The organism is Petropleomorpha daqingensis (assembly GCF_013408985.1).
In the GTDB taxonomy this organism is placed as follows: domain Bacteria; phylum Actinomycetota; class Actinomycetes; order Mycobacteriales; family Geodermatophilaceae; genus Petropleomorpha; species Petropleomorpha daqingensis.
In genome coordinates, this window is the sequence record NZ_JACBZT010000001.1 from 4,490,705 (window position 1) to 4,503,880 (window position 13,176).

General features: G+C 74.7%; 13 protein-coding genes. 5 read left to right on the plus strand and 8 right to left on the minus strand.

The genetic code is table 11. From position 1 onward, the window contains the following. The 5 genes from GGQ55_RS22180 (at nt 1) to GGQ55_RS22200 (ending at nt 4,365) form a co-directional block, all read left to right on the plus strand. Entirely contained in the window at nt 1-777 is a 777-nt protein-coding gene (locus GGQ55_RS22180; RefSeq protein WP_366489991.1) for a glycerophosphodiester phosphodiesterase family protein, read from the plus strand. Then, on the plus strand, nt 762-1,652 hold the full coding sequence (locus GGQ55_RS22185) for a lysophospholipid acyltransferase family protein (RefSeq protein WP_179720489.1): 891 nt from the start codon (nt 762-764) through the stop codon (nt 1,650-1,652). The genes GGQ55_RS22180 and GGQ55_RS22185 overlap by 16 nt, the downstream gene beginning before the upstream one ends. 49 nt (nt 1,653-1,701) lie before the next feature. Continuing rightward, the gene (locus GGQ55_RS22190; protein WP_179720492.1) at nt 1,702-3,066 is read left to right on the plus strand and encodes an MFS transporter; all 1,365 of its coding nucleotides are present in this window, start codon (nt 1,702-1,704) and stop codon (nt 3,064-3,066) included. Continuing rightward, nucleotides 3,063-3,794 carry a thymidine kinase gene (locus GGQ55_RS22195; protein WP_179720494.1) on the plus strand — a complete coding sequence of 244 codons (732 nt, stop codon included), beginning with the start codon at nt 3,063-3,065 and terminating at the stop codon, nt 3,792-3,794. Before GGQ55_RS22190 ends, GGQ55_RS22195 begins: the two co-directional genes overlap by 4 nt. A 226-nt stretch (nt 3,795-4,020) precedes the next feature. Beyond that, nucleotides 4,021-4,365: an RNA polymerase-binding protein RbpA gene (locus GGQ55_RS22200; RefSeq protein ID WP_179720496.1), complete on the plus strand. Its 345-nt coding sequence runs from the start codon at nt 4,021-4,023 to the stop codon at nt 4,363-4,365. 129 nt (nt 4,366-4,494) lie between these two features. Here the strand turns inward: GGQ55_RS22200 and GGQ55_RS22205 are convergent, their stop codons facing one another. The 8 genes from GGQ55_RS22205 to kdd all read right to left on the minus strand — a co-directional run bounded on the left by GGQ55_RS22205 (nt 4,495) and on the right by kdd (nt 13,118). Continuing rightward, nucleotides 4,495-5,022: an FxsA family protein gene (locus GGQ55_RS22205; protein WP_179720498.1), complete on the minus strand. Its 528-nt coding sequence runs from the start codon at nt 5,020-5,022 to the stop codon at nt 4,495-4,497. Nucleotides 5,023-5,037: 15 nt separating this feature from the next. Then, nucleotides 5,038-5,799 carry a polyprenol monophosphomannose synthase gene (locus GGQ55_RS22210; protein WP_366489994.1) on the minus strand — a complete coding sequence of 254 codons (762 nt, stop codon included), beginning with the start codon at nt 5,797-5,799 and terminating at the stop codon, nt 5,038-5,040. A 5-nt stretch (nt 5,800-5,804) separates the two neighbouring features. Next, nucleotides 5,805-7,454 (minus strand): apolipoprotein N-acyltransferase, encoded by a 1,650-nt coding sequence (lnt, locus tag GGQ55_RS22215; RefSeq protein WP_366489996.1) that lies wholly within the window; start codon nt 7,452-7,454, stop codon nt 5,805-5,807. A 437-nt stretch (nt 7,455-7,891) separates the two neighbouring features. Then, nucleotides 7,892-8,284, minus strand: coding sequence for a 3-aminobutyryl-CoA ammonia lyase (gene kal, locus GGQ55_RS22220; RefSeq protein ID WP_179720504.1), 393 nt, complete (start codon nt 8,282-8,284; stop codon nt 7,892-7,894). Next, complete coding sequence (gene kamE, locus GGQ55_RS22225) at nt 8,281-9,027, minus strand: lysine 5,6-aminomutase subunit beta (RefSeq protein ID WP_179720506.1); 747 nt, start codon at nt 9,025-9,027, stop codon at nt 8,281-8,283. The genes kal and kamE overlap by 4 nt, the downstream gene beginning before the upstream one ends. Continuing rightward, nucleotides 9,020-10,603, minus strand: a complete 1,584-nt coding sequence (kamD, locus tag GGQ55_RS22230; protein ID WP_179720508.1) for a lysine 5,6-aminomutase subunit alpha — start codon at nt 10,601-10,603, stop codon at nt 9,020-9,022. The genes kamE and kamD overlap by 8 nt, the downstream gene beginning before the upstream one ends. Continuing rightward, on the minus strand, nt 10,600-12,093 hold the full coding sequence (locus tag GGQ55_RS22235) for an amidohydrolase (protein WP_179720510.1): 1,494 nt from the start codon (nt 12,091-12,093) through the stop codon (nt 10,600-10,602). The genes kamD and GGQ55_RS22235 overlap by 4 nt, the downstream gene beginning before the upstream one ends. Further along, a complete protein-coding gene (gene kdd, locus GGQ55_RS22240; RefSeq protein WP_366489999.1) occupies nt 12,090-13,118 on the minus strand; it encodes an L-erythro-3,5-diaminohexanoate dehydrogenase in 1,029 nt (342 codons plus the stop codon). The genes GGQ55_RS22235 and kdd overlap by 4 nt, the downstream gene beginning before the upstream one ends. Nucleotides 13,119-13,176: the final 58 nt, after the last annotated feature.

The following is a 13,176-nucleotide window of genomic DNA, read 5'->3' on the forward strand; positions in this document are numbered from 1 at the left end:
GTGCCCGCCGCGCGCTTCGCCTTCCTCGACGGGCCGACCCCGCTGGCGATGGCGCACCGCGGCGGGGCGATCGAGCACCTCGAGAACAGCATGCCGGCGTTCGAGGCGTGCGTGGCCCTCGGCTACCGGTACCTGGAGACCGACGTCCGGGCGACGGCGGACGGCGTCCTGGTGGCCTTCCACGACCCGGGCCTGGAACGCACCACCGACCGCACGGGCCGCATCGAGCAGCTGTCGTGGGCGGAGGTCGCCGAGGCGCGCATCGGCGGCCGGGAGCCCCTGGTGCGCCTGGAGGACCTGCTCGACGCCTGGCCCGACGTCCGGTTCAACCTCGACATCAAGGCCGCCGGCGTGCTCGCCCCGCTGGTCCGCCTCGTGCGCCGGATGAAGGTGGCCGACCGGCTGTGCCTGGCCTCCTTCTCCGACGCGCGCATCGCCGCCGCCCGGCGGCTGTTCGGACCGGCCATGTGCACCTCGCTGGGGCCCCGTGGGGTGGCCGCGCTGCGGTTGTCGTCGTACTCGCCGCGCGCGGCCGGGCTGGTCCGCATGCACGCCGGGTGCGCGCAGGTGCCGCTGCAGCTGGGCGGCCGGGCCCTGGTCGACGAACGTTTCGTCACGGCCGCCCACGACCGCGGACTGCAGGTGCACGTGTGGACCGTCGACACCGAGCAGGAGGTCGACACGCTGCTCGACCTCGGGGTGGACGGCATCATGACCGACCGGCCCGCCATGCTGCGCGAGGTGCTGGAGAAGCGCGGGCAATGGGTGACCGGGTGAGCCTGCGCGACTGGCGGCCGCGCACGCCGCCCCTGCCCGACCACCTCCAGGCGGTCGTCAAGCCCGACGATCCCGAGTGGTTCGCCCGCGAGCTGGCCATCGCCGCGGCGCCACCGTGGTGGTTCTGGCGGTTCATGCTGCGCCGGTTCTCCTGGCTGGTCAGCATCTTCGGCCGGGTCGAGGTCAGCGGGAGCATCCCCGAGGAGCTCCGGCGCGGCCCGCTGCTGCTGGCCGCCAACCACATCGGCGACTTCGACCCGTTCGTCGTCGCCGTCGCCCTGCACAAGCTCGGCCTGGTGCCGCGGATCATGGCCACCGGCGGCATCCTCGCCGCACCGGTCGCCGGCGCCCTGCTGGAGCGCACCGGCGGCATCCGGGTGGAGCGCGGCACCGAGGTCGCCCGGCACGCCGTCCGGGTCACCGAGGTGGCGCTGGTGCACGGCGGGCACGTGATCGCCTACCCCGAGGGTCGCGTCGGCCTCGCGCCGGACTTCTGGCCCGAGCGCGGCCGCACCGGCCTGGCGCGGCTGGCCCTCGGCGTCGGGGTCCCGGTGCTGCCGGTCAGCCAGTGGGGCGCCCACGAGGTGCTCCAGTACGGCAACGACTGGGGCAAGCTGCGCACGGTGCTGCGCGCGGTCGTCCGCCGTCCCACCTTCAAGGTGCACGTCGGCCCGCCGGTCTACCTGGAGGACCTGCGCGGCGGCAAGGTCGGCGACGCCCACCGCGCCCGCATGCGGATCGCCGCGGCGATCACCCGCGGCCTGGTGCCGTTGCGGGCCGGGGAACTCCACGCGCCGCGGTTCGTCGACCCCACGAGGCCCACCTCCGGAGCGGCGGCCTTCCCGGGCGGCGTCGTCCCGGACGACATCCCGTGATCGGGTGCCGGTGCTGGACCGGACCCCGCCCACCTGGGAACCTGCGCCCGTGAGCACCGAGGCCCCGCCGGCCGGCCCCGCCGTCGTCGACCGCGCGCTCAAGCGCGAGCGGTTCGGCTGGTACTCCTACGACTGGGCCAACTCGGTCTTCAGCACCACGGTCGTCACGGTCTTCCTGGCCCCGTACCTGACCTCGATCGCGGAGGACGCCGCGGACGCCTCCGGGCGGATCCACCCGCTGGGCATCAGCGTCCCGCCGGGCAGCTTCTTCGGCTACGTGGTCTCGGTGTCGGTCGTGCTGCAGGTGTTCGTGCTGCCGGTCACCGGGGCGATCGCCGACCGCGTCGCGCACAAGCGCCGGCTGCTGGCCGGCCTGGCCTTCCTCGGCTCGCTGTGCACGCTGGCGATGTACTTCGTCGCCGGGCAGCGCTACCTGCTCGGCGCGGGCCTGTTCGTGGTGGCCAACCTGGCGTTCGGCGCCTCGATCGTCGTCTACAACTCGTGGCTGCCCGATCTGGCCTCGCCCGACGAGCGGGACAAGATCTCCAGCCGCGGCTGGGCGTTCGGCTACCTCGGCGGGGCGCTGCTGCTCGCGCTGAACCTCGGGCTGTTCATCGGCCACGACTCCCTCGGCGTGAGCGAGGGCGACGCCGTCCGGATCTGCCTGGCCTCGGCCGGCATCTGGTGGGGCGGGTTCACCGTCCTCACCGTCTCCCTGCTGCGCGACCGGCCGCCCCGCGCGGTGGTCGCCGGCGGGCGGGGGCGCACCGTCCGCGGCAGCTTCCGGCAGCTGGGCGCCACCCTGCGCGACCTGCGCCGGTACCCGCTGACGCTGTGGTTCCTCGGTGCCTACCTGCTGTTCAACGACGGCGTGCAGACGGTCATCAACGTCTCCGCCCAGTACGGCAAGGAGGAGCTGCGGCTGTCGCAGACCACGCTGGTCTCGACCATCCTGCTGGTCCAGCTCGTCGCCTTCGTCGGTGCGGTGGCCCTCGGCCGGATCGCGCAGGCGGTCGGGGCAAAGCGGACCGTCCTGGGTGCGCTCGTCGTCTGGACCCTGGTACTGGTCGGCGCCTACTTCGTGCAGGCCGGGGCGGCACTGCAGTTCTACCTCCTGGCCACCGTGATCGGCGTCGTCCTCGGCGGCACGCAGGCGCTGACCCGATCGCTGTTCAGCCAGCTGATCCCCCCCGGGCGCGAGGCGGAGTACTTCGGCTTCTACGAGATCAGCGACCGGGGCACCAGCTGGCTGGGTCCGTTCCTGTTCGCGCTGACCTTCCAGCTGACCGACTCCTACCGGTACGCGATCTTCAGCCTGGTGTTCTTCTTCGTGGTCGGCGGCCTGCTGTTCCTCCGCCTGCCGATGCGCCGGGCGATCGAGCAGGCCGGCAACGTGCCCCCGGAGCGCCTGTGACGGAGCGGGGACCCGAGGACGACGTCCCGACGTCGGTCCCGGCGGCCGGTGACCGGCGGCGCTTCCCCGCCCCGGCGCACCTGGTCTTCTTCCACGGCCCGATGGACTGCGGCAAGTCCACGCTCGCGCTGCAGGTCGACCACAACCAGAGCCGCCAGGGCCGGCACGGGCTGCTGCTGACCCAGGGCGACCGCTCCGGCGCGCCGCGGATCAGCTCCCGGGTCGGCCTGTCGCAGGACGCCCTGGAGGTCGACGCCGGCACCGACCTGCGGCTGCTGGTCCGCGAGCGGTGGGCCGGCGGGCACCGGGTGGACTACCTGATCGTCGACGAGGCGCAGTTCCTCGAACCGGGCCAGGTCGACCAGCTCGCCGAGCTCGTCGACGAGTCGCACGTCGACGTCTACGCCTTCGGCCTGACCACCGACTTCCGCGCGCGGCTGTTCCCCGGCACGCAGCGGCTGCTGGAGGTGGCCGACACCGTCGAGCGGGTGCAGGTGCAGGTGCTCTGCTGGTGCGGGCTGCCGGCCCGGCTCAACGCGCGGGTGGTCGGCGGCGTGATGGTCCGCGAGGGGGCGACCGTGGTCGTCGCCGACACCGCTCCCCCACCGCCGCCGGGCGCGGGTTCGGCGGCCCCGGAGGTGCGGTACCAGGTGCTGTGCCGGCGGCACTACGTCCGGGGCGAGCTCGGACCGACCGCGGCCGGTCCGGGACAGCTGGCCCTCCCCTAGCCCCGACACGCCGCGGTGAACTGCGCGTCTCCCCCTTCCGTGTCACTCGTCAGGGGGTGCCGACGTGCGCCATACCACTCCATGAGATGATGGGGAACCAACTTCGGCGGAATCTCTTCGCCACTTCTGTCGTTGGTCCCCTTGAATCGCCCGAATGGTGGGTAGCACCCGCCTGCAGGGCGTCGAGACCAGGACCGAACCAGCACCACTGAGAGGACGGTGTGCCATGGCGGAGCGTTCGCTGCGCGGCAGCCGCTTGGGCAGCGTCAGCTACGAGACCGAGCGGAACACGGCGCCGATCGAACGGCAGTACGCGGAGTACCGCTGCCCGTCGGGCCACCTGTTCACGGTGCCCTTTGCTGACGACGCCGAAGTTCCCGACACCTGGGAGTGCAAGTTCGACGGCTCCGCGGCCAAGCTGGTCGGCGGCGCCGAGCCCACCCCCAAGAAGGTCAAGCCCCCGCGCACCCACTGGGACATGCTGCTCGAGCGCCGGTCGGTCGAGGACCTCGAGGAGGTCCTGGCCGAGCGCCTCGAGGTGCTGCGCGGCCGGCGCACCCAGGCCAGCTGACCCCACGCACGACACGGCCCCGGCGGGATTCCCGCCGGGGCCGTTCTGCGTCCGCGGCTTTCCACCGCGGTGATCATGACGTTCGGGGAGGAACACGCCGTTCGACGACGGCGCGTCCCGCCCCGAACGTCATGATCGTGGAGAAGAGCCGGGCGCGACCTCGCCCTCGATGACCTTCGGCTCCGAGGACGTCGGACGCGGGCCGGGTCGCCAGACCTCCTGCACGTCCACGCCGTCGACGGTGACCTCCTCGACGCGCGCGCTGCGCACGTGCACGGGGCCGCGCATCCGGTCGGGCAGCCGCGAGTACACGGTGCGCAGCAGCAGCGCCCGCACGAGGTCCCGGGTGCCCGGGAGCAGGCAGAGCAGGCCGATCAGGTCGGTGAGGAAGCCCGGCAGCAGCATGAGCAGGCCGCCGATGGCGACCAGCCCGGCGTTGCCCAGCTCGCGGCCGGCCGGGCGGCGGGTGCGGGCGCGGTCACGCAGCTCCCCCAGCGCCTTCGTGCCCTGCCGGCCGAGCAGCAGCGCGCCGAGCGCGCTGGTGCCCAGCATGGCCAGGATCGTCCACCCGACCCCGATCCAGCTCGCGACCAGCACGAAGACGATCAGTTCGGCCAGGGCGAGCAGCCCCAGCACGATCCTCAGCCGTCGTCCCACGGCGTCCTGCCTCTCCTACCCGCCGATCCGGGTGCGTCCGGGTACGGGACGGCGCACGCGCCCGGGCAGCCGATCGGCCAGCCGGTCGCGCAGGCCCCATTCGGTGACCCGTACCAACGCTTCCCTAACGATCGAACCGCTCATCTTGCTCCTGCCCAGGGTCCGCTCGGCGAAGGTGATCGGCACCTCGACCACCCGGGCGCCCGAGCGGACCGCCCGCCAGGCCCAGTCGACCTGGAAGCAGTAGCCGTGGCTGGCGACGTCCTCGAACGGCAGCCGGTCGACCAGCGCGGCGCGCACCGCCCGGTAGCCGCCGGTCGCGTCGCGCAGCGGCAGCCGCAGTGCCCAGCGCACGTAGGTGTTGCCGGCGCGCGAGAGCAGAAGCCGGTGCAGCGGCCAGTCGACCACCCGGCCGCCGGGCACGTAGCGGGAGCCCAGCGCCAGGTCGGCGCCCCGCTCCAGCGCGGCGAGCAGGTCCGGCAGCTGCGCGGGGTCGTGCGAGCCGTCGGCGTCCATCTCGACCAGCACGTCGAAGCCGCGCGACCGCGCCCAGCCGAACCCGGCGACGTAGGCCGGCCCGAGGCCCTCCTTGTGCGTGCGGTGCAGCACGTGCACCCGGGGCTCGCGCGCGGCGAGCTTGTCGGCCAGCTCGCCGGTGCCGTCGGGCGAGGCGTCGTCGACGACGAGGGCGTGCGCGGCCGGGACGGCGGCCAGCAGCCGCTCGACGATCCGCTCGAGGTTCTCGATCTCGTTGTAGGTCGGGATGACCACCAGCACGCCGCTCACCGCGTGCCGCCGATCCGCCGGGGCAGCCGCCGGCGCACCGGGGGCAGGCAGCCGACGAGCGCGGCGACCCCGACCGCGGTCAGCACCCACTCCGGGACGGCGCCCAGCCGCTGCGCCACCGTGGTGGAGTGCCGCTGGGCGATGTCCTCGACGAACGTCGCGGGCGTGAACAGCGACGAGGAGCGGACGACCGAGCCGTCCGGCGCCACGACGGCGGAGATGCCGCTGGTGGCGGCGATGACGACGGTGCGGCCGAACTCGACCGCCCGCAGCCGGCTCATCGCGAGCTGCTGCGCGCTCTCGTCGGTGAACCCGAAGGTGGCGTTGTTGGTCTGGACGACGATCATCCCGGCGCCGGCGTCGACCACGTCCTGGACCAGCGAGTCGTAGACGACCTCGAAGCAGATGACGTCGCCGACCCGCGCGCCGCCGATGTCGAGCGTGCCGACCCGGTCCCCCGCCACCTGGTCGTGGCGGACGAGGTCGACCTGCTTGCTGAAGAACCGGAAGAAGCTGCGGGCCGGCACGTACTCGGCCAGCGGCACGGGGTGGCGCTTGACGTAGGTCTGGCCGGGCCCGGTGTCCGGGTCCCAGACGATCCCGGTGTTGCGGATGTGGTCGCCCGGCCCCTCGACGATCGCGCCGACCAGGATCGGGGCGCCGACGGCCCGGGCGGCGCGGCTGATCTCTCCGTTGGCGTCGTCGTTGAGGTACGGGTCGATGTCGGAGCTGTTCTCCGGCCAGACGACCAGATCCGGCTGCGCCTGCTTGCCGCTGCGGACGTCGGCGGCCAGCCGCATGGTCTGCTGCACGTGGTTGTCCAGCACGGCCCGTCGCTGGGCGTTGAACTCGAGGCCCGCCCGCGGCACGTTGCCCTGGACCACCGCGACGGTCCTCGTCGGGCCGCCGTCGGTGAGCGAGGAGCCGGGCAGGGGCAGCCAGGCCAGCCCGCCGACCAGCGGCACCACCAGGACGCCGGCCACGGCGAGCGCCGCGCCGCGCAGCGCCGGGCGGCGCTCGTCGGCGTCGGAGGACGACCGCCAGGCCCGGGCCAGGGCGAGCGCCGCGGCGGCGAGCAGCGCGCCGGTCAGGGCGACGGCGAAGCTGACCAGCGGCACGCCGCCGTAGGCGGCCAGCGACAGCAGCGGCCCGCGGGTCTGCGAGAGCCCGAGCCGCCCCCACGGGAAGCCGCCGAGGACCAGCCGCCCGCGCAGCGCCTCGTCGGCGACCCACAGGGCCGCCGTCCACAGCGGCCACCAGCGCAGCCGGGAGGTGACGGCGGTGGCGGCGCCGAGCAGCGCGAGGTGCAGCGCCTCCCAGAGGGCCAGCGCCAGCCACGGGAAGGACCCGACGTACACGCCGGTCCAGGACAGCAGGGGGACGAAGAAGGCGAGGCCGAAGACCAGCCCGAGCCACAGCCCCGAGCGGGCGCGCCGGCCGCGGACGGCGAGGGCGAGCGCGGCGACGCCGAGCGGGGCGAGGGCGGGCCGGTCGAAGCCGGGGAAGGCGAGCAGCAGGGCCAGGCCGCCGAGCAGCGCCAGCGCGGTGCGCCAGGGCCAGCGGCGCCGGCGGCGCGGGGTGTCGGGTTCGGCCGGGGATCGGCGTTCGGTGCGCGGGGCCGCGGGCACGCTCGCTCCTGCGGGCACGCACAGCCTCCTGCGCACGACGCGCTCCGGACCCGCCGGGGCGTGCACCTCTCCCCCGCACCGGGTGGCCGGGGGCCGGGCCGCGGCTCTCGCGGCAGCGGCCCTGCCCCAGCATCCCATCCCAACCTGTGCACCCGGGGTGCCCAGGTCTCACCGATCGCGCCGGCGGCCGCCACACGCGGTGCCGCACCTTCGGGCCGGACGACCGGCCGCTGGCGGCGACCGGAGCGATCCGTTGTCTGGTGATGCGGTCGAGCGTGGCTCCGCTCGGGTGCCGGGCCGCCCGCCCCGGGCGCCGCCCACGCCGGCGGTTCCCGGCAGGCAGCTCCCGGGGAAGCACGGACCGTGCTCCCGGTGAGGAACTGCAGCGACTGTAAGAACTCCACCGACGGATCCGACGACGGGCGAGGACTCCGTGTCGGAGTGTGACCAGATCGTTACGTGGCGGTCGGCACGACCACGGTCGCGACCGCTTCGACCACCCGCTCGGGCGGGTCGACGACGCGGGCGGCCGAGGCGCCGCGTTCGGGCTCGGCGCGCGCGACGACCTGCGCCCAGAGCCGCAGCTCGCGGCTGCGCCGGCCGATGCGCACCACCTCGGCGCCGGCCTCCAGCACGTCGCCGGCGCGCACCGGCCCGAGGAAGCGGATCTCGGAGTAGCCCGCGAGCAGGCCCTCGTCGCCGTCCATCCGGATCGCGACCTCGGTGGCGACGTCGCCGAACAGGCCGAGCGTGTAGGCGCCGTCGACCAGGTTCCCGCCGTAGTGCGCGTGGCTGTACGGGACGTACCGGCGGTGGATGACGGTCAGCCCGAGGTTCGGGTCGCTCATGCGGCTTCTCCTTCAGGGACCAGAGCGTGCACCAGGTAGCTGGCGACCTCGCCGGGCGTCGTCCCCCGGCCGAAGACCTTGTCGACGCCGAGCTCGGTCGCCATCGCCGGGTCGAACCGGGGACCGCCGACGACCAGCAGCGGCCGCGACTCCCCCATCGCCTCGCGGAAGGCGGCGGCCAGCTCGCGGGTGTTGCGCAGGTGCGCGTCCTTCTGGGTGACCACCTGCGAGACCAGGACGGCGTCGGCGCGCGCCGCGCGGGCCCGGGCGACCAGCTCCGGGACGGCGACCTGCGCGCCCAGGTTGGCCACGCTCATCTCCCGGTAGTACTCCAGGCCCTTCTCCCCCGCGAAGCCCTTGAGGTTGAGGATCGCGTCGATGCCGACGGTGTGCGCGTCGGTGCCGATGCAGGCCCCGAGGACGACGAGCTTGCGGTGCAGCCCGGCCTTGATCGCGCCGTTGATCTCGCTCGCCGGCAGCAGCGGGTAGGCGCGCTCCTCGACCTGCACCGCGTCGAGGTCGACCAGGTGCTTCACCGAGCCGTAGACGACGAAGAACGTGTAGTTCTCGCCGATGCCGTGGCTGTGCACGACCATCGCGGGTTCGATGCCCATCTTGGCCGCCAGCTGCAGCGCGGCGCCGTCCGCCTTGGGCCCTGGCGGGACGGGGAGGGTGAACGACGTCTGCACCATCCCATCCCCGGTGGTGTCGCCGTAGGGCCGGATCACGGTTCCGTCAGGCATGGACCGCCTCCAGCAGCTCCAGGGCCGGGTTGTATGCGCCGGCCGCCAGCTCGACCACGCCGGCAAGGCCCTTGCCGCCGTCCGGCGGCCTCTTGGTGATGCCGAACGTGCCGTCGGCGATCGCCTGGATCAGCCCCTCGGGGTGGTCGGCGATCCGGCCGAGCAGGTCGACCGCCTCGCGCAGCACCGTGTCGGCGCGGCGGTCGATGAACCCGCCCTTGGGCGGGGCGAAGTCCTCGGTGAGCCCGCCCGCGGCGTCGAGCACGTAGCGGACGTTGCGCAGCGCCAGGTCGCGGTCGGACAGCCACGGGGTGACCACGGCCTCGGTCATCATCCCGACCAGCAGGATGCCCTGGCCGGTCAGCGCCCCGGCGAGGTTGAAGAACCCGTCGAGCAGGTAGCCGCGGAACACGTCGCCGGTCATGTGCTTGGTCGGCGGCATCCACTTCAGCGGCGCGTCGGGGAACAGCGAGCGCGCCAGCATCGCGTGCGCCAGCTCGAGCCGGAAGCTCTCCTTCAGGTCGGGGTTGATCTCGAAGGCGTGCCCGAGCCCGAGCTGCCAGTCGGCCAGGCCGGCCTCGTGCGCCAGGGTCTCGTTGAGCAGCTGGCTGACGGTGACGGTGTGGGCCTCGTCGACGGCGTCGGCGGTGGTGAGGTAGTTGTCCTCGCCGGTGTTGATGATGATCCCGGCGCGGGCGTGCACCATCCGGGAGAACCGCTGGTCGACGAAGGTGCGCCGCGGGTTGATGTCGCGGAAGAGGATCCCGTACATCGCGTCGTTGAGCATCATGTCCAGCCGCTCCAGCCCGGCCAGGACGGCGATCTCCGGCATGCACAGCCCGGAGGCGTAGTTGGTCAGCCGGACGTAGCGGCCCACCTCGGCGCTGACGTCGTCCAGGGCGGCCCGCATGAGCCGGAAGTTCTCCTGGGTGGCGTAGGTGCCGGCGTAACCGGTGCGGGTGGCCCCCTCCGGCACGTAGTCCAGCAGCGACTGCCCGGTCGAGCGGATGACGGCGATGACGTCGGCGCCGGCCCGCGCGGCGGCCTGGGCCTGCGGGATGTCCTCGTGGATGTCACCGGTGGCCACGATGAGGTAGATCCAGGGACGGCGCGGCGGGTCGCCGTGGGTGGCGACCAGCTCGTCGCGGCGGCGGCGGTTGGCGTCGATGCGGGCCAGCCCGGCGGCGACGGCGTCGCGGGCGGCCAGGCGGGCCGGCTCGGGGTCGGCCGGGATCTCGAAGCGGGCGGTGCCGGCGCCGACCTGCTCGGCAAGCGCCTGCAGCGAGGGCGCCGTCCCCGAGGTCAGCGCGTGCCAGACCGGCAGCGCGATGCCCTGCTCCAGCCCCACCTGGTCGCGGACGGCGTCGACCACCCGGTTGACCCAGGGCACGCGGTCCTCGACCCGCCCCTCCCCCGTCACCGGGTCGGTGCCGGTCAGCCCGGCCAGGCGCAGCACGGCGCGCTCGACGGAGACCGTCGTGTGCCGGCGGGCCAGGTCGACGACCGGCTGCGCTGCGCGCGCGGCCAGCTCCCGCGCCCGGGCCACGAGGGTCGGGTCGAGCTCGAGTGTGCTCACAGCGCTTCTCCGTTCACGAGCAGGAGGCGGCAGGCCGGGCGCAGCCGTTCGGCCAGGACGGCGGAAAGCGCGACTTCTGCCGCCCACAGGGCCAGGGACGCCGGGGCGCCGACCGCCAGCGGGCCGGCGTCGTGCTCGGCGCGGGCGGCGTACCGGCCGCCGTGGGTGGCGGCGTCGAAGGCGTCGAACGGCCGCAGGCCGGAGCCGGGCGTGTGGTGGTCCACCGCGGCGTGCACACCGCCCCACGGATCGAGCGGGGTCACCGGGGCGTCGCTGCCGAGGGCGAGCGCGACCCCGGCGGTGGACAGATCGGCCAGCGGGTTGGTCGCGGCAGCGCGCTCTGGCCCCAGCCGCTCGGCGTACATGCCGTGCGCGCCACCCCACGCGGCGTCGAACGCGGACTGCACGCTGGCCACCATGCCCAGCCGGCGCATCCGCTCGATGCCGCCCTCGTCGATCAGCTCGACGTGCTCCAGCCGGTGCCGGCAGGCGCGCACCGCGCCCTCCCCCAGCTCGGCGGCGACCGCGTCCACGGCGTCGAGCACCTGCCGGACGGCGGCGTCGCCGATCACGTGGAAGCCGGCCTGGATCCCGGCCGCGGTGCAGGCGCGCACGTGGTCGACCACCGACGCGGTCTCGAACCGCAGCGCGCCGGAGGTCTCCGGCCGGTCGGTGTAGGGCGCGCTCAGCGCGGCGGTGTGCGAGCCGAAGGCGCCGTCGCAGAACAGGTCGCCCCCGGCGCCGGCCAGCCCCAGCTCGCGGACCAGGTTGAGGCCGCCGCGCTCGGCGAGCTCGCCCCAGTAGCCGACCACCTCGGGGCCCGGTTCAGTGGCGGCCAGCTCCAGCAGACCGGCCAGGTCCTCGGCGCCGGACACCTCCGGGCCGGCCATCTCGTGCACGCTGCCGATGCCCAGCGCCGCGGCCGCGGCGAGGGTGGCCCGCTGCGCGGCACGCCGCTGGTCGGGGCCGACGGAGCCGTAGGCGGCGGACCGGGCGGCGTGGTGGGCGTCCAGCCGCAGCCGCCCGTCGGGCGAGAACCCCGACAGGTGGCTCGGGACGCGGTCGAGCAGCGCCGTGGAGACGGTCGCGGAGTGCACGTCGACCCGCGCCAGGTACGCCGGCCGGTTCCCGACGACGGCGTCGAGGTCCTCGCGGGTCAGGCCGCGGCCCTCCGGCCAGCCGGTCTCGTCCCAGCCGGTGCCGAGCACGATGCCGGTCGTCCGTCCGGCGTGCTCGCGGGTGGCCGCGACGGCCTCGCGCAGGCTCGAGCTGGAGTGCAGGTCGAGGCCGGACAGCGCCAGCCCGGTGGCCGTCGCGTGCACGTGCCCGTCGACGAAGGCGGGGGTCAGCAGCGCCCCCTCCCCCGCGATCACCCGGTCGGCCGCGGGTGCCTCGCGGGCGTCGCCGAGCCAGGCGATCCGGCCGTCGACGACGGACACCGCGCGGCCGGGCCGGTCGCCGACGGTGACGTCGGTGAGCAGCAGGCTCATGCGTGCACTCTCGGGTCGATCAGGGCGCGCACGCCGGCGTTCGACCGGTAGAGCTCCAGCGCCATCGCCGCGTGCCCCGGCGTGTAGCCGTTGCCGACCAGCATCGTCACGTCCGCTGCCATCCCCTCCGCGCCGAGCGCCGCCTGCGCGAACGACGTCGCCATGGAGAAGAAGACCACGGTCCCCCCGTCGGCCGTCGCCAGGATGGCCCCGTGCTCGGCGCCGGGCACGTCGACGCAGACGATCGTCGCCTCGGCCGGCTCCCTCACCGCCGCGGCGACCGCCAGCGGATCGGTGGCGTCGGCGACGACGACCCGGTCGGCCAGGCCCGCGGCGGCCAGCGCGACGGCCTCGCGGTCGTCGCGGACCAGCCCGGTCAGCGTCGTGGCGCCCGCGGCGCGGGCGGCGGCCAGGCTCAGGCAGCCGGACTTGCCCGCCGCCCCGAGGACGACGACCGACCGCGCACCGGTGCGCTGCACCACCCGCGCCGTGGCCGCGGGCGCGCCGCACACGTCGAGCACGGCGAGCGAGACGGCGTCGGGCAGGTCGCCGGGCAGCACCGCGGCGATGGAGCGGGCGAACAGGATCGCCGTCCCCTCGGCCGGCACCTGCTCGCTGCGGCCGTCCCAGCCGGCCAGGTCGTCGGTGATCCGCAGCGGGGTGAGGGTGAGCGAGACCAGGGTGGCCACCCGGTCGCCCACGGCGAGCCCCAGCGGGGAGGACTCCCCCACCGCGTCGACGACGCCGATGAGCATGCCGCCGGAGCCGGTGACCGGGTTCTGCATCTTGCCGCGGGTGCGCACGATGGACAGGACCGCGGAGCGCACCGCGGCGCCGTCCCCGCCGCAGGCCTCGGTGAGCTGCCGGAACGAGGCGGCGTCGAGGTTGAGCCGCTGCACGGCGATCCGCACCTCGTCCGGGCCGATCGCCGGGTCGGCGTCCAGTCGCAGCGCCGCCTGCGGCAGCACGCCGCGCGGCTCCAGCACCCGGTGCGCGCCGAGCGCGCGCTCCGTCCCCACCGTCACACTGTTCCCCTTCGTCGCTCCGATGGTGGAGAACCTATCGCGAAAGAGCTGATCCGCC